This is a genomic window from Nocardia sienata NBRC 100364 (genome assembly GCF_001613205.1).
GTDB lineage: Bacteria > Actinomycetota > Actinomycetes > Mycobacteriales > Mycobacteriaceae > Nocardia > Nocardia sienata.
Window position 1 is genome coordinate 1 of record NZ_BDBX01000010.1, and the last position, 18,955, is coordinate 18,955.

Annotated in this window: 16 protein-coding genes; 11 read left to right on the top strand and 5 right to left on the bottom strand. The window is 68.4% G+C overall.

Annotated features, from left to right (window positions below; translation table 11 throughout):
• Positions 1 to 53 precede the first annotated feature (53 nt).
• The 7 genes from NS4_RS08885 to NS4_RS08915 all read left to right on the top strand — a co-directional run bounded on the left by NS4_RS08885 (position 54) and on the right by NS4_RS08915 (position 8,782).
• Positions 54 to 1,373 carry an aromatic ring-hydroxylating oxygenase subunit alpha gene (locus NS4_RS08885; protein ID WP_063059162.1) on the top strand — a complete coding sequence of 440 codons (1,320 nt, stop codon included), beginning with the start codon at positions 54 to 56 and terminating at the stop codon, positions 1,371 to 1,373.
• Positions 1,374 to 1,413: 40 nt separating this feature from the next.
• Complete coding sequence (locus tag NS4_RS08890; protein ID WP_063059044.1) at positions 1,414 to 3,237, top strand: flavin-containing monooxygenase; 1,824 nt, start codon at positions 1,414 to 1,416, stop codon at positions 3,235 to 3,237.
• A gap of 29 nt (positions 3,238 to 3,266) precedes the next feature.
• Entirely contained in the window at positions 3,267 to 4,181 is a 915-nt protein-coding gene (locus tag NS4_RS08895; protein ID WP_063059045.1) for an SDR family NAD(P)-dependent oxidoreductase, read from the top strand.
• Between the two features lie 2 nt (positions 4,182 to 4,183).
• The gene (locus NS4_RS08900; RefSeq protein ID WP_063059046.1) at positions 4,184 to 5,890 is read left to right on the top strand and encodes a thiamine pyrophosphate-binding protein; all 1,707 of its coding nucleotides are present in this window, start codon (positions 4,184 to 4,186) and stop codon (positions 5,888 to 5,890) included.
• Complete coding sequence (locus NS4_RS08905; RefSeq protein WP_063059047.1) at positions 5,890 to 7,326, top strand: aldehyde dehydrogenase family protein; 1,437 nt, start codon at positions 5,890 to 5,892, stop codon at positions 7,324 to 7,326. Before NS4_RS08900 ends, NS4_RS08905 begins: the two co-directional genes overlap by 1 nt.
• Positions 7,327 to 7,484: 158 nt before the next feature.
• Positions 7,485 to 7,880 carry a DUF427 domain-containing protein gene (locus tag NS4_RS08910; protein WP_063059048.1) on the top strand — a complete coding sequence of 132 codons (396 nt, stop codon included), beginning with the start codon at positions 7,485 to 7,487 and terminating at the stop codon, positions 7,878 to 7,880.
• Entirely contained in the window at positions 7,877 to 8,782 is a 906-nt protein-coding gene (locus NS4_RS08915; protein WP_245665193.1) for an acyl-CoA thioesterase, read from the top strand. The genes NS4_RS08910 and NS4_RS08915 overlap by 4 nt, the downstream gene beginning before the upstream one ends.
• On the opposite strand, the gene NS4_RS08920 is transcribed toward NS4_RS08915, so the two are convergent.
• The 5 genes from NS4_RS08920 to aztB all read right to left on the bottom strand — a co-directional run bounded on the left by NS4_RS08920 (position 8,783) and on the right by aztB (position 15,370).
• A complete protein-coding gene (locus NS4_RS08920; protein ID WP_245665195.1) occupies positions 8,783 to 9,547 on the bottom strand; it encodes a FadR/GntR family transcriptional regulator in 765 nt (254 codons plus the stop codon).
• Between the two features lie 140 nt (positions 9,548 to 9,687).
• Positions 9,688 to 10,998 (bottom strand): TerD family protein, encoded by a 1,311-nt coding sequence (locus NS4_RS08925; protein WP_169811743.1) that lies wholly within the window; start codon positions 10,996 to 10,998, stop codon positions 9,688 to 9,690.
• A 218-nt stretch (positions 10,999 to 11,216) separates the two neighbouring features.
• Entirely contained in the window at positions 11,217 to 12,371 is a 1,155-nt protein-coding gene (gene aztD / locus NS4_RS08930) for a zinc metallochaperone AztD (RefSeq protein WP_063059051.1), read from the bottom strand.
• A gap of 57 nt (positions 12,372 to 12,428) precedes the next feature.
• On the bottom strand, positions 12,429 to 13,346 hold the full coding sequence (aztC, locus tag NS4_RS08935) for a zinc ABC transporter substrate-binding protein AztC (RefSeq protein ID WP_063059052.1): 918 nt from the start codon (positions 13,344 to 13,346) through the stop codon (positions 12,429 to 12,431).
• Positions 13,343 to 15,370, bottom strand: a complete 2,028-nt coding sequence (aztB, locus tag NS4_RS08940; protein ID WP_245665197.1) for a zinc ABC transporter permease AztB — start codon at positions 15,368 to 15,370, stop codon at positions 13,343 to 13,345. Before aztB ends, aztC begins: the two co-directional genes overlap by 4 nt.
• Positions 15,371 to 15,441: 71 nt before the next feature.
• Between aztB and aztA the strand changes: the two genes are divergently transcribed.
• The 4 genes from aztA to NS4_RS08960 all read left to right on the top strand — a co-directional run bounded on the left by aztA (position 15,442) and on the right by NS4_RS08960 (position 18,937).
• Entirely contained in the window at positions 15,442 to 16,113 is a 672-nt protein-coding gene (gene aztA / locus NS4_RS08945; protein ID WP_063059054.1) for a zinc ABC transporter ATP-binding protein AztA, read from the top strand.
• Positions 16,114 to 16,347: 234 nt separating this feature from the next.
• Positions 16,348 to 16,644, top strand: coding sequence for a DUF6285 domain-containing protein (locus NS4_RS08950; protein ID WP_063059055.1), 297 nt, complete (start codon positions 16,348 to 16,350; stop codon positions 16,642 to 16,644).
• Positions 16,641 to 17,642, top strand: coding sequence for a phosphotransferase family protein (locus NS4_RS08955; RefSeq protein ID WP_063059056.1), 1,002 nt, complete (start codon positions 16,641 to 16,643; stop codon positions 17,640 to 17,642). Before NS4_RS08950 ends, NS4_RS08955 begins: the two co-directional genes overlap by 4 nt.
• Before the next feature lie 8 nt (positions 17,643 to 17,650).
• Positions 17,651 to 18,937, top strand: a complete 1,287-nt coding sequence (locus tag NS4_RS08960) for an acyl-CoA dehydrogenase family protein (protein WP_063059057.1) — start codon at positions 17,651 to 17,653, stop codon at positions 18,935 to 18,937.
• Positions 18,938 to 18,955: the final 18 nt, after the last annotated feature.

Below are 18,955 nucleotides of genomic sequence, written 5' to 3' on the forward strand. Positions count from 1 at the left end.
TGAGCGAGACCGACGACGATATCGCCACGCACACCGATCCGCTGTCCGCCCCGATGACGATCGGGGTGGAGGCCTACCTCAGCCCCGAGTATGTGAAGGCCGAACGCGACAAACTGTGGCGCAAGGTGTGGCAGCAGGTGGGGCGGGTCGAGGAGATCCCGAAGGTCGGTGACTATCTGACCTACGAGATCCTCGACGATTCGATCATCGTCGTGCGCACCGCGCAGGACACGATCCGCGCCTACCACAATGTGTGCGCACACCGCGGCCGCCGCCTGGTGGACACCCCGGCGGGGGAGCGCAATGCCAAGGGGCGCAGGAAGCAGTTCGTCTGCGGTTTCCACGGCTGGCGCTACGACCTCGAGGGCCGCAACACCTTCGTCCCCGAACGCGAGGACTGGCCGTGCGGCCTGACCGAACGTAACGACGGACTGGTCGACGTGCGCGTCGATACCTGGGGCGGCTGGGTCTGGATCAACCTGGATCCGAACCCGTCGGAAACGCTGCTGGAGTATCTGGAACCGGCCGCGACCCTGCTCGATCCGTTCCAGCTGCAGAACATGCGGTACCGGTGGCGGCGCTGGCTGGTGTTCGACTGCAACTGGAAGGTCGCGCTGGAGGCCTTCATGGAGACCTACCACGTGCCCTACACCCATCCGGAGTTCATGAATTTCGGCATGTTCCTGGGCTGGGCGCGGGCGCAGGGCAAGCACAGCAATATCGGATACGACGCGCCGAAGGGGATGGAGGAAAGCCAGGGCAAGATCCGCCTCGGCCACGGCCCCGACGCCCGGAAATCCACCATCGAACTGCAGAACTTCACCTGGGAGAACGCCAATACCAACACCACCTGGACCATGGTGGAAGCGGCGCGGCGGCTCACCGACGAACTGCCCGAGGGCACCCCGGCGCCGGAGGTGATGGCGCACTGGCTGGCCTCGGCCCGCGCCGATGACGAGAAGCGCGGTGTCGTCTGGCCCACCGTCACCCCGGCCGATGTCGCGGCCGCCGGGACCGCGTGGCAGATCTTCCCGAACTTCCAGATCGGGCACGCGGTGAACAATATGCTCTGCTACAGCGCGCGCCCCTACGGCTACGACCCCGACAAATGCGTTTTCGAGGCCGCGGTCTACGAACTGTTCCCCGAAGGCGAGGCGCCGCAGACGGAGTGGATCCACACTCCGCAGGATGATCCGGCCTGGCGGACCGTGCTGCCGCAGGACTTCGACAATATGGCCGCGGTCCAGCAGGGCATGAAGACCCTCGGTTTCTCCGGCCCCAAACCCAATCCGTATCGCGAGCGCAGTGTCGTGAACCTGCACCACAACCTGGCGAAATACCTGGGCACCGGCGCACCCCGTGACCTCACCTGATCCGGTCTCACCGGCCCGATACACGCATCGAGGATTTCGAATGAACAACTGCGCACCCACGCAGACCCCCGAGGTCGACCACGCCGCGCTGCGGGCCAAGTATCTGGCCGAACGCGATAAGCGGCTGCGGCCGGAGGGCCAGCAGCAGTACGTGATGACCGAGGACGGGTTCACCGACTTCTTCGAAGGCGACCCCTACACCCCGGTCGCCCCGCGGGAACCCTTCTCGGAGGACATCGATGTCGCGGTGCTCGGCGCCGGCTGGGCCGGGCTCACCGCGGGCGCGCGGCTGACCCAGGCCGGGGTGGAAGACTTCCGGATCATCGAACTCGCCGGTGATTTCGGCGGTGCCTGGTACTGGAACCGGTATCCGGGCATCCAATGTGATTCCGACGCCTACTGCTATCTTCCGTTGCTGGAGGAAACCGGGTACATCCCGACCCAGAAATACGCCTACGGCGACGAATGTTTCGAGCACGCGCAGCGAATCGGAAAACACTTCGGGCTGTACGAGAAGGCGATCTTCTCCACCCTGGTGAAGTCCATGGAATGGGACGAAGCCATCGGCCGGTGGCGGATCGGGACCAACCGGGACGACGATATCCGCGCCCGGTTCGTGGTGATGGCGCAGGGACCGTTCAACAAGCCGAAACTGCCGGGCATTGCGGGCCTCACCGATTTCACCGGCCATATGTTCCATTCCGCCCGCTGGGACTACTCCTACACCGGCGGCGATATGCGCGGCGGGCTCACCGGCCTCGAGGACAAGAAGGTCGCGGTGATCGGCACCGGGGCCAGCGGGATCCAGGTCATCCCGCATATCGCCCGGTCGGCCGAGCACCTCTACGTCTTCCAGCGCACACCGTCCTACATCAACGAGCGCGGTAACGTCCCCACCGATCCGGAATGGGTGAAATCGCTGCAGCCGGGCTGGCAGTCGCAGCGCCGCCGCAATTTCCACACCGCCGCCTTCGAGGCGTTCGCACCCGGCCAGCCGGACCTGGTGTGTGACGGCTGGACCGAGGTCAGCCGTAATGTGCAGTCCTATCTCGACGAGAACAACCTCTGGGCGGAGGTGACACCGGAGAAATTCGTCGAGATCCGGGAGATCCAGGATTACCGCGCGATGGAACGGGTCCGGCAGCGGGTCGACGAGATCGTCGTGGACCCCGCGACCGCCGCGGCGCTCAAACCGTATTACCGGTTCCTGTGCAAGCGACCGTGTTTCAACGACGAATACCTGCCCACCTTCAATCGCGACAACGTCACCCTGATCGATGTCTCGGCCACCAAGGGCGTCGAACGCATCACCGCGAAGGGGATCATCGCCGCCGGTGTGGAACACGAGGTCGACTGCATCGTCTTCGCCAGCGGTTTCGAGATCACCACCGAACTCGATCGGCGCTACGGTATCCATCCCTTCGCCGGTCGTGACGGGCGCTCGCTCTACGACCACTGGTCGACGGGCTACCGGACCCTGCACGGGCTCACCAGCGACGGTTTCCCGAATATCTTCTTCACCGGGTTCATCCAGGGCGGTGTGACCGCCAGCACCACCGATATGTTCGATCAGCAGGCCACCCATGCCGCCTACATCATCGGCGAGGCGCTGAACCGGGGTGCCCGGACAGTGGAACCGACCCCCGAGGCCGTGGCCCGCTGGTGCGCCACCATTCGGGAAACCGCCGTGGACAACAGCAATTTCCAGCGCGAATGCACCCCGGGCTACTACAACAACGAAGGCGAACAGAGCATCCGCTCCCATCTCGGCGAACCGTACTGGCCGGGTTTCTACGCCCTCGAGGACATTCTGCAGAGCTGGCGCGAAACCGGCCGGCTGGAGGGTCTGGCGCTCGGTCGATGACAGGCGGCGGCGAAGAGCGGGGAGAAGCGGTGTCGGAGATGCGGTTCGACGGACGGGTCGTGGTGATCACCGGGGCGGGACGCGGTCTGGGCCGGGCTTATGCCCTGTTGCTGGCCGCCCGGGGCGCCCGGGTCGTGGTGAACGATGTGGGCGGCGGTATTGCGGGCGGGGACAGCGATATCGGGGTCGCGGGTGCGGTGGCCGAGGAGATCGTCGCCGCCGGTGGACAGGCGGTGGCCAATGCCGATTCGGTGGCCACGCCGGTCGGTGGCCGAGCGATCGTGGACACCGCGCTCGAGACCTACGGCCGGATCGATGTAGTCGTGCACAACGCGGGCAATGTGCGCTATGCGCCCCTCGCCGAAATGAGTTACGAGGATTTCGATTCCGTACTCGACGTGCACCTGCGCGGGGCGTTCCATGTGGTGCGCGCGGCCTTTCCGGTGATGCGGGAGGCCGGGTACGGTCGGGTCGTACTGACCTCGTCCATCGGTGGGCTGTACGGCAATCGGAACGTCGCCAATTATGCCGTCGCCAAAGCAGGCCTGATCGGGCTGTCCAATGTGGTGGCGCTCGAGGGCGCCGAATGCGGTGTGAAATCCAATGTGATCGTGCCCGCGGCGGTCACCAGGCTCGCCGACGGCCTGGACACGTCGAAATATCCGCCGATGGAACCGGAGTTGGTGGCCCCCGCGGTGGGCTGGCTGGCCCACGAATCGTGTTCGGTCAGTGGCGAAATGCTGGTGGCGCTGGCGGGCCGGGTGGCGCGGGCCTATATCGCGGAGACACCGGGTGTCTACCAACCGGAATGGAGTATCGAGGACGTCGGGGCCCGCATCCAGGAAATACGCGACACGGCGGAGTCGTGGCTGCTGCCGGTCGTTCCCTCGGCCCACAGCGACCATATCGGCCGGAGTTTCGCAATGGCCATGGGAGGAAAGTGAGTATGGCGGTCAAAGTCTACGAACGGATTCTGGATCTCTTCGAGGCCGAGGGAATCAACACCATCTTCGGTATCCCGGACCCGAATTTCGTGCACCTGTTCCACCTCGCCGACGAACGGGGCTGGAACGTGGTGGCCCCGCACCACGAGGAATCCGCGGGATTCATGGCCGAGGCCGTCTCCCGGATGACCGGCCGGGCCGCCGTATGCATCGGCACCCTCGGTCCCGGTGTGGCCAATATGGCCGGCGCCATGATGTGCGCCAAGGTGGAGAACTCACCGGTGATCTTCCTGGGCGGTCAGCGCGCCCGGATCACCGAACAGCGGGTCCGCCGCGGCCGGATCCAGTTCGTGAAACAGTCCGGCCTGTTCGAGCCCTCGGTGAAATACGCGGCCAGTATCGAATACGCCGACCAGACCGACGAGGTCATCCGCGAAGGTCTGCGCAAGGCGCTGTCCGGAACGCCCGGCCCGGTCTACATCGAATACCCCTCCCATGTGATCCAGGAGGAACTCGACGTCCCCCCGCCGCTGCCGCCGGAGCGCTACCGGCTGGTGGGCCAGACCGCGGGCCAGGACAAGGTGGACGCGGCCGCGGAACTCATCCGGCGGGCGCGGCAGCCGATCCTGCTGGTCGGGCACGGTGTGCACACCGCGCGGGCCGGCGCGGCGGTGAAGGCGCTGGCCGATCTCATGGCCTGTCCGGTCGTGCAGACCTCCGGTGGCACCTCGTTCATCGAGGGTCTCGAGGACCGCACCTTTCCCTACGGGTTCTCGCCCTCGGCGGTGGACGCGGTGGTGAAATCCGATCTGTGCCTGGCCATCGGTACCGAACTGGGCGAGCCGGTGCACTACGGGCGCGGCCGGCACTGGGTCGGGGGGGAGCAGAACCGTAAGTGGGTCCTGATCGAACAGGACCCCACCGCCATCGGCGTGAACCGGCCGATCGACGTACCGCTGGTCGGCGACCTGCGCGCGATCGTCCCGCAGCTCACCGCGGCCCTGAAGAACACCCCGCGCACCGCGACGGCCGAACTCGCGCAGTGGATCGAACAGGATGCTGCCCGGCTCGCCGAGCTCGCCGAGAACGCGCCCACCGGTGGCACTCCGGTACATCCGGCCCGGTTGGTCGTGGAGGCCACCAAGGATTTCCCGGCCGACGGGATCCTGGTCCGCGACGGCGGCGCCACCACGATCTTCGGCTGGACCTACACCCAGTGCAAACCGCACGACGTGATCTGGAACCAGAACTTCGGCCATCTCGGCACCGGCCTGCCCTACGCGGTGGGCGCCTCGGTCGCCGACGGCGGGAAGCGTCCGGTGCTGATGATCACCGGCGATTCCTCGTTCCAGTTCCAGATCGCCGAACTGGAAACCGCGGCGAGGCTGAATCTGCCGCTGGTCTGTGTGGTCGCCGTGGACTACGCCTGGGGCCTCGAGGTCGGCGTCTACAAGCGCACTTTCGGGCACGGATCCCGCGAGACCGCGGTGCACTGGAGCAAGGACACCCGGCTGGACAAGGTCGCCGAGGGGTTCGGTTGCTATGGCGAATACGTCGAATCCGACGCCGATATCGCGCCCGCCGTCAAACGCGCCTTCGCCAGCGGTAGACCCGGCGTCATCCACGTGGCCGTGGACCCGAAGGCGAACTCCGAGGAAATGCCCAGCTACGAGGAGTTCCGCACCTGGTACGCGGAAGGGATGCAGTGATGCGCGATTACCGGAAGTTCTATATCGACGGCCGCTGGGTCGACCCCGCGGGTGATCAGACCTTCGAGGTGATCAACCCCGCCACCGAGGAAGTCTGCGGGACCGTCGCGCTCGGCTCGGCCGCGGATGTGGACGCCGCCGTCGCCGCGGCCCGCGCCGCATTTCCCGGCTGGGCCGCGAGCACTGTCGGCGAGCGGCTGGATCTGTTCGGTGCCATCGGCGCGGAGTATCGGAAGCGCGCCGGTGATCTCGCGGCGGCGCTCACCGAGGAGATGGGCGCTCCATCGTGGCTGGCCAACGGATTCCAGGTCGACCTCGCCGCCGGACATCTACAGACCGCGACCGAGATACTGCGTAACTACCGCTTCGAGGAGCAACGCGGGGCGACCCTTCTCGTCAAGGAACCCATCGGTGTCTGCGGTCTCATCACCCCGTGGAACTGGCCGATGAACCAGATCGCGGTGAAGGTCTTCCCCGCCTTGGCCACCGGCTGCGCCATGGTGCTCAAGCCCTCCGAACGGTCCCCGTTCACCGGGCAGATCTTCGCCGAGGTGCTGGACGCGGCCGGGGTTCCGGCCGGTGTGTTCAACCTGGTGCAGGGCGACGGGACGAGTGTGGGTGTCCCGCTGTCGTCGCATCCGGAGGTCGATATGGTCTCCTTCACCGGATCCACCCGCGCGGGGATAGATATCGCCCGCAACGCCGCGACCACCGTGAAGCGGGTCACCCAGGAACTCGGCGGCAAGGGTCCCAACATCATCCTCGACGACGAGGATCTCGCCGGCAATGTGGGCCGGGGCGTCGCCGATATGATGGGCAATTCCGGCCAGACCTGCAGCGCGCCGTCGCGGATGCTCGTACCCATCGCCCGGATGGCCGAGGCCGTGGCCGCCGCGCGGGCCGCCACCGAGGGCATCACCGTCGGCGACCCCACCGGCTCCGCCGCCGTCGGTCCGGTGGTCGCCGGATCGCAGTTCGACCGTGTCCAGGCACTGATCCAGAAGGGGATCGAGGAAGGCGCCACGGTCGTGGCCGGCGGCCCCGGCCGGCCGGACGGCCTGGACCGGGGCTTCTATGTCCGGCCCACGGTGTTCGCCGACGTCACCAACGATATGACCATCGCTCGCGAAGAGATCTTCGGCCCGGTCCTGGTGATCATCGGCTACGAAGACATCGACGACGCGATCGATATCGCCAACGACACCGAATACGGCCTTGCCGGATTCGTGGCGGGCCGCGATCTGCAGCGGGCGCGGGCCGTCGCCCGGCGGCTGCGAGCGGGGTCGATCGCCATCAACGGCGGTTTCGACTTCGCCGCCCCGTTCGGCGGGTACAAGAAGAGCGGTAACGGGCGCGAATGGGGCGCTGCGGGTTTCGAGGAGTACCTGGAACTCAAGGGCATCCTCGGGTACGCACCCGTTGCGGCCGGAGCATAGGCTGCCCACGCGATGTGCGCCATGGCCCTGCGCATCTCCGGCCGCGTCCCGAGTCCGGCCTCGCACCGTACCCGCGGTGCCACAGTGGGATCGACGCGCCGGAACTGCTTTTGCCGGCAACCGGTGCGGACCCGGCACCGCGAAGATTCGGAGCAGTGATGAGTGAACTACCCTCCGGTTACCGGCAGCGCCCCGACTACCGCGTGGACCTGTTGGCCCGCACCAATTCGTTCACCGCGGCAGTCGGTGACCGGCAGCTGGCATCGAGCGACGCGTGCCTGCTGGTGGACGAACAGGATCACGGCCTGGTCGTGTATTTCCCGCCCGCCGCGGTGGACCTGACCCGGCTCGAGCCCGTCGACCTGCACACCGTATGCCCGTACAAAGGCGAGGCGTCCTATTGGAATCTGCCCGGCGGCGATCGTCCCTGGATCGCCTGGACCTATCCGCAGCCGCACCCACCGGTCGCCCGGCTGGCCGGTTATATCGCGTTCGACCAGAGCGCCGTCACCGTGACGATCGGTGCCGGGCGTTATACGGGAGTCCGCTCGTGAGCGCGGATCCGGCCGGATCGGCCGGTGCGGACGTGCGGGAGTCGTCCATGGCGCGCATGATCGACATCTTCGATGTGCGAGCCGACCCCGCCGTCCCCGGGGGCTTCCGCGGCGACAGCGATGGTGGCACCAGAAGGGTGGTGGACGGCAGCCAGATACTCGGGCAAAGCATCGTCGCCGCGGCCAGGACCCTGCCCGGCCGGACGGTGCGCACCGCGCACGCGCTGTTCGTCTCGGCGGCCGACCCCGATGTGCCGCTCGAGTTCACCGTCACCCCGATCCGGGTGGGCCGGAGTTTCGCCGGCGCCACGGTCGGCGTGCGGCAGGGGGCGAAGATCCGGACCCACTGCACCGTTGCGCTGGACGCCCCGCAACCGGATCTGGTGCGGCGGGATACGCCCGACCGACCGTCGGTCGCCGGACCCGAAGCCGCCGGTCCGGAGAGGATTCTGGCGCTGCCGGGCCGTGAGGTGCGCATCCTCGACTGTGCCGATATCAACGACCCGGACGAGGTGGGCCCGCCCGTGATCGACGCGTGGCTGCGCTACGACGAGGTGCCCGCCGCCGACGAACTCCGTCGCGCGTTGCTCGCCCATTTCACCGGTCATCTCGGAATCTCCACCGCGCTGCGGCCGCATCCCGGTCTGGGTACGGCGCAGGCCCATCACACCCTGTCGACCGCGCCCATGGGTATCGCGATCACCTTCCACGATCCGGTGCAATGGGACGACTGGTTGCGCTACCACCACGAAGCGACCTTCGTCGGTGCGGGCACGGCATATATCCGGGGTCAGATCAGCACCCGCACCGGAACACTCATCGCGTCGTTCGCACAGGACGCGATGATCCGTGCGTTCGGCACCGGATCGGTAACCGAGATTCCCGGCGCGGCGCGGCTGTAGTCAGCGCCGACCCGAACCGGACCGGATCGCCTGCTGGGCCGGCGTCGACGACGCGTTGACGATGCCGTCGTCGAACCGGGTCAGCAGCAGTGCCTGGGTGGCGGCCAGATGCGCGCAGGCCATGTGCTCGGCCGCCGACGCCTGCCCGGCGGCGATATCGTCGACGATCTTCTGGTGGGTACGCACCGAATCCCGGGCCTGCTCCGGTGACGGATATTCACCCCGGCCGGTCAGAGCTTCGGCCCAGGCCTCCTCCTGCGCCGACCACAGGGCGACCAGACTGCTCACCACGTAGCGCACCGTCGCGTTCGGGGTGAAGGACACCACGAGATCGTGGAATTCGCGGGCGGTCTGGGTGAAGGCCACCCCGTCTTCGATCAGCTCCGCGGATTTCTCGATATTCGCGGTGAGCGCCGGAACCACCACCTCGAGCCGGTCCTCGCGGCGCGCGCATTCCGCGGCGCACATGGGTTCGAGCATCTGCAGGCCGGTGGCCAGATCCCGCAGCGTCACCCGGCCGCCCTGCAGGGCCAGCCCGAGATGGTAGGCGGCCGAGGTCTCGTCGGGCCGGTGGACTTCCGCGCCGCCGACATTTCCGCGCCGCACAGTGACCAGGCCCTCGGTTTCCAGGATGCGGATGGCCTCCCGGATCGAGGGATAGGAGACGCCGAACTCCTGGACCAGTTGATCCTGGGTCGGCAGCCGGTAGTCGTCGGTGCCGTTGAGGATCCGGGTCCGCAGTTCGTCCGCCACGGTTTGGGCCACCCGATGCTGGGTGACCCGTCCCCGCCGTGGGGCCGTCACGAGGACCGCTGCCGGTCGCGAAGATGCACCATGAGCGCGAGTTTATCAGTGAACCTATGAGCTCTTTAAAGATTGCAATAGTTATAAGGACAAGGGCCCGCTCAGGTATTGTCCTTTTTGAACTGGTTCACCGGGCCCTTGTCCATCCGTACTTCCACCCGCCCGTCCGGTTGCAGGACGGCGGCGGGCCGGTGCTCGGAGAACCGCCGGCTGTAGAGCTCGAGCCGCTCGATCAGCACACCCTCGGGACGGTTGTAGACGATGCCGGGCACACAGGTGAAGATCCAGCTGGATTTCTTGGCCTGATCGGCCGGAATCGACACACTGTCGGCGCCGTTCTCGATCGACAGCGTCACCCGGTACTTGTGGAACGATCCGGTGCCGTTGTTGATCGCCGAATACGCCACCGGGATCACCGCCGCGATCTCCGGGGCGAGCCGTACCTCGATGATCTCCTCGGTCTGTCCGCCGCCGCGCCGGATATCACCGCGGCCGCGATCCCCGAGATGGCGCACCAGATCGCCGTACCGCGGATTCGCCGGTATACCGGCGGCCGGGAAAGTCGCGACGTGCACCGTGTTCCCGTCGGCCAGGACGATCAGCGCGTAGGCCTCGTAGTCGGTACCGCTGGCCCAGGCCACCCGCAACCGGACCAGCGGCGCCTTCTCGAGAAGTACCGGCGGCGCGCCCTTGGTGAGAGTGATTGTGCCCTTGGAGAAATTCACCCCGGGTGCCGGCGGTGCGGCGGGCGTGGGATACCGGGCGGGGCCCGGCGCCGGCGCGGCGAACTGTGCCGTGGACGGGGCCGGAGGCTGTGCCGATGGTGTGGTCTGCGCAGGCGAAGCGAGCTGCGGTGGGTATCCGGGCGCCGGGGTGGCGCGAGGCGCCGCCGGGGGCGGCGCGCCGACCTGTACGGAAGCCGGGACCGGTGCGTCGTCGTCCACGGTGATACCGAAATCGGTGGCCAGTCCGGCCAGTCCGTCGGCGTAGCCCTGGCCCACATTGCGGATCTTCCAGGCGCCTGCCCGCCGGTACACCTCGGCGAGGATGACGGTCGTCTCGGTGCGCAGCCCGGTGATGGGTAAATCGTAGGTTTCGCCGTCGCGCTCGGCGATCGCCACGTTCAGCGCAATGCCGCCGAAGGATCCGGTGTCCACCGAGGCGGCGACCACGAGCCGGTCCGTGCTCGTGGCGACTCCCGGCAAATCTATCTCGATCGCGGCACCGGCCAGCCGGACGGCGCCGTCCGGGGAGACCGGCTGGTTGTAGAAGACGAAATCGTCGTCGCTGCCGACCTTGCCGTCCGCACGCAAACAGAGCACAGTCAGGTCGATACCGGCCGGCGCCGCGGAGATCCGCAACCGGCCGCCCGCTACGACGACGTTGCCGCCTTTGCTGATCACTCGGGACATCTGTACTCCGGTCGCTCGCCTCGGTGGTCCGTCCAGCCTAGGTCCCGGCGCCCGCCCCGGGTCCGGCTTCGTGGCCCCGATGCGGCGGCGGCCGCGCGGCTGCCCATCCGTGGCACTCGACCACACCGCCCGAGTCGTAGGCGGTCCCGATCCCGAGCGCCTGTGACAGGGGCCCGCCCGGCCCCTCATGCCGTGCCGGGCGGACCTCCGTGCCCCGATCAGGAGGTGACGACGCCGCTGATCTCGTTGGGAGTTTCCGCCAGGGTCACCGACGCGGTCACCGTGCCGGAGGCCAGATCGATCCGGTGGACCTGCTTGGCCGCCGTATCGCTGACATAGGCGATACCGTCCCGGACGAACAGCGCCGGGCGCGGCTGCTGCCAGTCGATCGGTTCCTGCCACGGGTCGAGGACATCGATCGTCCGTTCGACCTTGCCCGTCACCGGGTCGATGACCCGCAGCCCGCCGTCGGTGCCCAGGACGAGCGCCTCGCCCTCGGGGCCGCGGGCCAGCGACCGGAAGGTGTAGCTGGTGCCGATATCGACCAGACGGATGGTGCCGGCCTCGGTATCGATCAGCGAGATCTGTTCGGGACGTTCCAGTTCCGCGTGCTCGTCCTTCTTGTAGTCACCGAGCACGATCGGCGACTCGTCGCTACCGGCCTGGTTGCCGATCCGCCCGTAGGAGTCCGGGCTGGTTATCTTGGTGAGTTTGCCGTCGCGGTAGACCAGGACCCCGTTCTGGCAGCCGACGACCAGCGTATCGCCGGCCGCGGTGGCCTCGCCGTGCACTCCCGGGCATTGCTCGCTGCGGGTGACCTCCTTGCGGGCGGCGTCCAGAATCGCCAGCCCGACCCGCTTCTCCTCGGTACCGAGCGTGACGGCCAGTTCGCCGCTCTCCAGTTCCACCGCCACCCCGTGATGCGCCTGGGCGGCCTGGTATTCGGTGGTCTGCGGTGCGCCCTCGGCCAGGTCGGCCGGGTCGAACGAGGTCACGGTGCCGGTACCGTCGGTGAACAGGACCGTGCGACCGGCGTGCCGTACGACATGTCCCGGTTTCGGCCCGGGGAACTCGATATCGGTGAACTTTCCGCCGACGGCGTCGAACACCCGGAAGCCCGCGGAGGTCGACACGATGATGTGCCGGTCGTCGCCGGCCGGATTGACCCGGTTGAATCCCGCGAGTTCGACTCCGCCGCCGCGCACCAGTGTGTTGCCGTCCAGAAGATGGATACCACCGTCGTAGGTGACGGCCAGCGGATCGGCGATCGCCGTCTCCTCGGTGGTGCCGGTACCACAGCCGCTCGCGGCGACGACGGCGGTGAGCAGGCCGGTCAGGGCCGCGGCCCGGATCGGGCCGGTCCGAATGTGCATAACGCTCCCTCATTCTTTTCTGCTGGCTGCGGCAGCGAGATATCGCAGCGTTCCCGGTTACGCGGAAGCCAGACCCTCGACCATCGCGGTGGTGTTGGCGCGCATCATTTCCAGGTAGGTGGCCGCGCCGGCACCGGGCGCGGTCAGTGATTCCGAGTGCAGACCGACGATGCGCACCTGTACACCCGCCTGTTCGGCGAGGGCGCGGGTCAGTCGGTCCGGCCGGGCGGAATCGACGAAGATCGCCGGTACTCCGGTATTGCGCACGGCCGCGGCCAGCTCCGCGAGATCGGCGGCGCTCGGCGAGGCGAGGGTCGTCCCGCCGGGGATGACGGCACCGACCACCTCGAAGTCGAACCGGGCGGCGAGATAACCGAACACGTGGTGATTGGTGACCAGTTTGCGGCGCTCGGGCGCGATACCGGCGAACCGGTCCGCCATCCACTGCTGCAACCGGTCGAGTTCGGTGAGGTAGCGGTCCGCGCGGGCGCGCACGGTCTCGGCGTCGATCCCGGGAACCGTGTCGATCACCCGGTCGCGGATCACCTCGACCGCGCGGTGCACCCGCTGCGGGTCGGTCCAGAAATGCGGGTCGGGCCGACCCGCGGCGTCCCCGCCGCGATAGGGGAGGGGATCGATTTCGGCGCCCACCGGCAGGGTCGCGACCCCGGCGTCCGCGGCCGCCGTCACATGACGGGCCAATCCTTCTTCCAGGCCCAGGCCGTTCTCGATGATGAGGTCGGCGTCGTCGAGGACGGCGGCCTCCTGCGCCGAGAGGGCAAAGGAGTGCGGGTCGGAATTCGGCGGCATCAGGACCGTGACCGGTGCCGTGTCACCGACCACCGTCCGGGTGATATCGCCGAGAATATCGGTGGTGACGACGATTCCGCCGCCACCGGAGTTCGTGACGCCGCATCCGGCAACGGGCAGCATCGCGACGAACAGTGCGACACAGAGTCGCAGTGCGGTATTCATCGTCCGGTCTCCACCATCAGGTCGGGGGTGATGTCGAGATCGAAGGTGCGGGCGATGCGCAGTCCGTCGGCGTAGTCGATCTCGTGGATCCGCCGGCCGGCCGGATCGTTGACATAGGCGCGCTCCGCGTCGACGAGCAGGACCGGTGGCGTCGCGGGCTCCACGGGCCCCGATGGGAGCGCACGGTGCCCGGTCTCGGCCCCGGTCTTCGGATCGTAGGAGCGCAGGACCCCACCGGCGTCCAGCGTCAGGACATCGGTGCCCGCGCCCGCCGTGGTCGCCGCGACGACGGGACCGGGGCCGATCGGCCGCCAGGCGCGGTGGGCGATATCGAGGACCAGGGCCCGTGAATCCCGCACGGCCACCAGTACATCGCTGCCCCTGCGGTGGAAGAACTGCCCCGCGCTGCCGGTCGTACCCGGCGGGTAGGGCAGCTTCTCCGCGGTGAACCGGTCATCGCGTTCGGTGACCACCAGCGCACCGTCTGCGCAGGAGAACACGGCGCCGCGGCGGGTCACCGTCTGCCCGCCCGGCTGTTCGCAGCGTGGTTCCAGGGTCTGAACCGGTCCGTTCTCCCGGTCGCGCACCTGGATGCGCCCGGCGTCCGGTACGAGGAGGTGACCGCCGTAGGGGAGGGCGGGCCCGTCGAGCCCCGGACCGGGCGTGAAAGTGCCGTCGTCGAGTGCCGCACGGTCCACCAGAACGGTGGAACCGTCCTGCCGCACCGCCGCGGCGACGACGGTATCGCTGTGCGCCGACCGCACCGATCCCGGCAGTGCGCCGGCCCGGCGCGGCTGGGTCCGGTAGTAGTGCACATGATCGCCGTGATCGACCACCCAGCTGCCGCTGTCGAGGACGGTGGTCTCGCCGGCCGTCGCCAGATATGCGTAGCGGCCGTCGTCGGCGAGATGGGTGATGCCCGGCACCGGGTTCTGGGTGAGGACTTCCTCGGTCACCAGGTCGAGGATGCGCACCGCGCCCGCGGACCGGTCGGCGAGCACCAGCCGGGGCTGGGCGCTCGCGCTCTCCTCGGCACCCTCGATATAGCCGTGCGGCACCGATTCGGCCGGCGCCGCGCCGGTTTCACCACCGCAAGCGGCGACCGGAACGAGCAGCAGTGCCGCGGAGGCCACTCCGACTGTCCGGCCGACCCGGTTCTTGGTAGTGCTCATCCAGCGGGAGGCGCGCCCGGCGCCCGGCCCGCCGGAGGGCCTGTCGCGCAGCGCGGCGCGCAGCCGGGCGCCGGTCGCTGTCGCGAAGAAGATACCCACCGCCGTCGCGGCGATGGTCGCGCCCGCGGCGGTACCCGCGTGCCAGGAGATGATCAGGCCGGTGATGGTGGCCAGGGCGCCGAAACCTGCTGCCAGCAGCATGATCCGCGGAATGCGGTGGGTGCAATAGGTGGCGGCCGCGGGGGGCGCGACCAGGAGTCCGAAGACCAGCAAGGTCCCCACGACGTGGAACGACGCGGCGATCGCCAGCGTCAGCAGGGCCAGTAGTGCGATCTGTGCCCGGCGGGGATGCAACCCGAGAGTCTGCGCGGTGCGCGGATCGAAGGCGAGGGCGAGGAAGGCCCGGTGCCCGAGGATCGTGATCACCAGAGCCGCGCCCAGTGCCGTCAGCAGGAAGAGCAGATCACCGGGACGGGTCGCGAGCACATCTCCGAAGAGGAAGCCGGTCAGGTCCACCGCGAAGGATCGGGAGCGCGATATCAGGATGACCCCGATCGCGAGCATGCCCACGAACAGCAGGCCGATACCGGTATCGGTGGACAGCCGCCGGTTCCGGCTCAGTACCGAGACGCCGGCCGCCATGGCGGAGGCGCTCACCACCGCGCCCAGCAGGAGGTTACCGCCGAGCAGGGCCGCGACGGCGACTCCCGGCAGCATGCCGTGTGCCATGGCTTCACCGAGGAAGGCCATGCCGCGCACCACAACCCACGTTCCGGCCAGCGCGCACAAGCAGGAGACCAGCAGTCCGCCCCACAGAGCTCGTTGTACGAAGGTGACTTCGAACGGGGCCATCAGCCAATCCATGGACAAAGACATTAAACTGATAACGATTGTCATTACAAGTAGGTTGCGGGAGTCACAGAATGCGCACGGCGGGAATAGAGATCACCGGCTTGTCCGCGGGTTACCAGGGAAACCGGGTATTGCACGAGGTCACCGCGGTAATGCCGGGCGGGCAGGTCACCGCGCTGCTGGGCCCCAACGGCTCCGGGAAATCCACCCTGCTCGGCGTCCTCGGCGGTATCGTCGCGCCGACCGCCGGCACGGTCACCGGGATCGGTGGATCGCGTCCGGCGCTGGTCGTCCAGCAACAGATGGTCCCGGCCACGCTGCCCATCACGGTCGGTGAAACGGTCGCCATGGGGCGCTGGGCGTACCGGGGTCTGTGGCGCCGGGTCACCCGGGCCGATCGGGCGATCGTGGCGGACTGTCTGGCCAGGATGGATATCACCGATCTGGCCGGACGTCGCCTGGACACCCTGTCCGGCGGGCAGCGCCAGCGTGTACTGCTCGCCCGCGCGCTGGCGCAGCAGTCCGAGCTACTACTGCTGGACGAACCCGGTACCGGGTTGGACGCCGCCGCGCGCGCGGCGATCGGCGCGGCGATCCGGCAGGCCGCCGACGCCGGGGTCACGGTGGTGCACGCCACCCACGACCCGGCCGCGGCCCGGGACGCCGATCACTGCGTGCTCTTGCGGGACGGACACGTGGTGGAAGAAGGGGAACCCCTGGCAGTCCTGGCCGCAGCCGCCTGAACTCGCGGCGCATGACGCGCCGCGGCTGGTGCCGGCGTCCGTGGCGATCCACCATGCAGCGGCCGCTCTGCGCACGAGCCGGATCCCTGGTGCGACGATGAGAACATCCTCTACTGTTTGTCTCATCGCTCGCCCGGAGCGACGACAAGGAGGTCGGATCGTGATCGCTCGTCAGCGCTGCGCGCCGCCACCGGCCCCGTCCCCGCGAGCCGCAACCGACCGAGGGGAGCCGTAGTGCAGAACCGCCCGACGGCAGCCGAGCTGCTGGAATCACTCGCCGAACTGCTGGAGGACACGCTGCTGCCGGCCCTACCGCCGGACCTGCAGCACCGGGCGCGCGTCGGCGCGAACCTGGCCCGCATCCTCGGTCGTGAGGCCGAACTCGGGCCCGCGGCGGCGGCCCGGGAACAGGAACTGCTCGCGGCGGTCCCGGTCGGTGACGACGACGCGCTGTGGCAGGCGCTCACCGAGGTGGTCCGGGCCGATCTCGCGATAGCCAAACCCGGCTACGACAGCTGGGAGGGCGAATGAGCGCCGATCCGGTCGGGGGACTGACCGACTATTTGACCGGCACGCTGGGCGGTCCGGTCACGATCACCGATTTCCAGTTCCTCTCCGCCGGAGCGCGCCGCCGCAATATCGCCTTCACCGCCACCGTCGCGCAGACGCCGCGGCGGCTGGTGGCGACCATCGTGCCGCCCGCCGTCGAGCTGATGCCGGTCGACGGCGAGGCCGGGGTCCGCGAGCTGGCCCGCGCGCACGGCGTACCGGTACCCGCGGTGGTCGCGGTCTGCACCGATACGCGCTACGTCGGCGAACCGTTCGTCGTCTCCGAGCACATCGACGGAGAAACGGTGCCGCGCAAGGTGTTACGAACGCTCTCGGCGTCCGGCAACGCGGCGCGGACCGCCCGCCAGTGGGGCGCGGCCATGGCCCGGTTGCACAGTATCGACCCCGCCGCCGCGCCGGAGTCGGTACCGGCCGCCGGCGCCGACCCGGCCGCCGAACACCTGGCCGAGGTCGAGGCCGCCGCCCGCGTGCTGCTCGCCGACCGTCCTGTCTTCTCCCTGGCCCTGCGCTGGCTGGAGAAGCGGCTGCCCGGACCGCCGCCGGCGCCCGCGCTCGTCCACACCGATATGCGCAACGGCAACCTGATCATCGACGCCGACGGATTGCGCGCGGTACTGGACTGGGAGGGAACCCAGCGTTTCGGCGACCCCATGCGCGATGTCGCCTGGCCCGCGCTGCGGATGTGGCGTTTCCGGGAGGACGCGCGGGAGTTCGGCGGTTTCGCCGACCGCGAGACCTTCGTGGGTGCCTATGAGGAGGCGGGCGGGATCTTCGATCTCGACCGGTACCGCTGGTGGAAGGTCATGGGCACGCTGTACTGGGGGGTCGGGCTGGCCCAGCAGGCGGCCGCCCACCTCGACGGCACCGTCCGCGACATCGTCATGGCCGCCAGCGGGCGCCGCGTATCGGAAATCGAATGGGATCTGCTCATGCAGATACGTCCCCGCGTGAAAGCTTAGGAGAAACCGTGGATTTCGAGTTGCCCGCCGACCTGTCCGCCTATCTCACCGAACTCGACGAGTTCATCGAACGCGAGATCCGGCCGCTCGAACAGACCGACGACAACATCCGGTTCTTCGACCATCGCCGCGAGGACGCCCGCACCGATTGGGAGCGCGACGGCCTGCCCACCGAGGACTGGGAGGCGCTGCTGGCCGAATCCCGGCGCCGGGCCGACGCCGCAGGCCATTACCGCTACGCCTTCCCGAAGGAGTTCGGCGGCCGGGACGGCACCAATCTGGGGATGGCCGTCATTCGGGAGCATCTGGCACGCCGTGGCCTCGGCCTGCACTGCGATCTGCAGAACGAGCACGCGATCGTCGCGAACAATGTCGGTCTGCTGCTGATGCTGGAGTACGGCACCGAGGAACAGAAGCAGCAGTGGGTGGACGGCCTGGCCGCGGGCACCCGGTTCTTCGCCTTCGGTATCACCGAACCCGAACACGGCTCCGACGCCACCCATATGGAGACCACCGCCGTACGCGACGGCGACGAGTGGGTTATCAACGGCACCAAGACCTGGAACACCGGCGTACACGTCGCCGACGCCGATCTCATCTTCGCCCGCACCTCCGGCGCCGCGGGCGACGGCCGGGGAATCACGGCGTTCCTGGTGCCCACCGATAGCGCGGGATTCCGGGTCGAGGAATACCTGTGGACCTTCAATATGCCCACCGACCACGCCCGCGTCTCGCTCACCGACGTGCGCGTCCCCGACTCGGCGATCTTCGGGCGGGAGGGCCGCGGGCTGGCCGTGGTCCAGCATTTCTTCAACGAGAACCGCATCCGGCAGGCCGCGTCCAGCCTCGGTGCCGCCCAGTACTGCGTGGATCGCGCGGTGGCCTACGCCAATGAGCGCAAACCGTTCGGCAAACCGCTGTCGTCGAATCAGGCCATCCAGTTCCAGCTGGTGGAACTGCACACCCAGTGCGAGATGCTGCGGGCGCTGGTGCACAAGACCGCGTGGTCCATGGACACCTCCGGGACGTTCGCGGTGTCGGAGCAGGTGTCGATGTGCAACTACTGGGCCAACCGGCTGTGCTGTGAGGCCGCCGACCGCGCCATGCAGGTGCACGGCGGACTCGGCTATTCGCGCTACACCCCGTTCGAGCACATCTACCGTCACCACCGCCGGTACCGCATCACCGAGGGCGCGGAGGAGATCCAGATGCGGCGGGTGGCGGGCTACCTGTTCGGATTCATGGACCGTGCCGTGGTGAAGGGTGTCGGGTCCCGGGAGTCCGAGCGGGGATAACGAGGCGGGCACCCGGTG

What these genes read in the sequence shown, in the direction of transcription:
- NS4_RS08910 (WP_063059048.1), top strand. Translation starts at nt 7,485, where the DNA reads ATGAGTGAACTACCCTCCGGTTACCGGCAGCGCCCCGACTACCGCGTG.
- NS4_RS08885 (WP_063059162.1), top strand. Translation starts at nt 54, where the DNA reads ATGACGATCGGGGTGGAGGCCTACCTCAGCCCCGAGTATGTGAAGGCC.
- NS4_RS08890 (WP_063059044.1), top strand. Translation starts at nt 1,414, where the DNA reads ATGAACAACTGCGCACCCACGCAGACCCCCGAGGTCGACCACGCCGCG.
- NS4_RS08905 (WP_063059047.1), top strand. Translation starts at nt 5,890, where the DNA reads ATGCGCGATTACCGGAAGTTCTATATCGACGGCCGCTGGGTCGACCCC.
- aztB (WP_245665197.1), bottom strand. Translation starts at nt 15,370, where the DNA reads ATGGCCCCGTTCGAAGTCACCTTCGTACAACGAGCTCTGTGGGGCGGA.
- aztA (WP_063059054.1), top strand. Translation starts at nt 15,442, where the DNA reads ATGCGCACGGCGGGAATAGAGATCACCGGCTTGTCCGCGGGTTACCAG.
- aztC (WP_063059052.1), bottom strand. Translation starts at nt 13,346, where the DNA reads ATGAATACCGCACTGCGACTCTGTGTCGCACTGTTCGTCGCGATGCTG.
- NS4_RS08900 (WP_063059046.1), top strand. Translation starts at nt 4,184, where the DNA reads ATGGCGGTCAAAGTCTACGAACGGATTCTGGATCTCTTCGAGGCCGAG.
- NS4_RS08955 (WP_063059056.1), top strand. Translation starts at nt 16,641, where the DNA reads ATGAGCGCCGATCCGGTCGGGGGACTGACCGACTATTTGACCGGCACG.
- aztD (WP_063059051.1), bottom strand. Translation starts at nt 12,371, where the DNA reads ATGCACATTCGGACCGGCCCGATCCGGGCCGCGGCCCTGACCGGCCTG.
- NS4_RS08925 (WP_169811743.1), bottom strand. Translation starts at nt 10,998, where the DNA reads ATGTCCCGAGTGATCAGCAAAGGCGGCAACGTCGTCGTAGCGGGCGGC.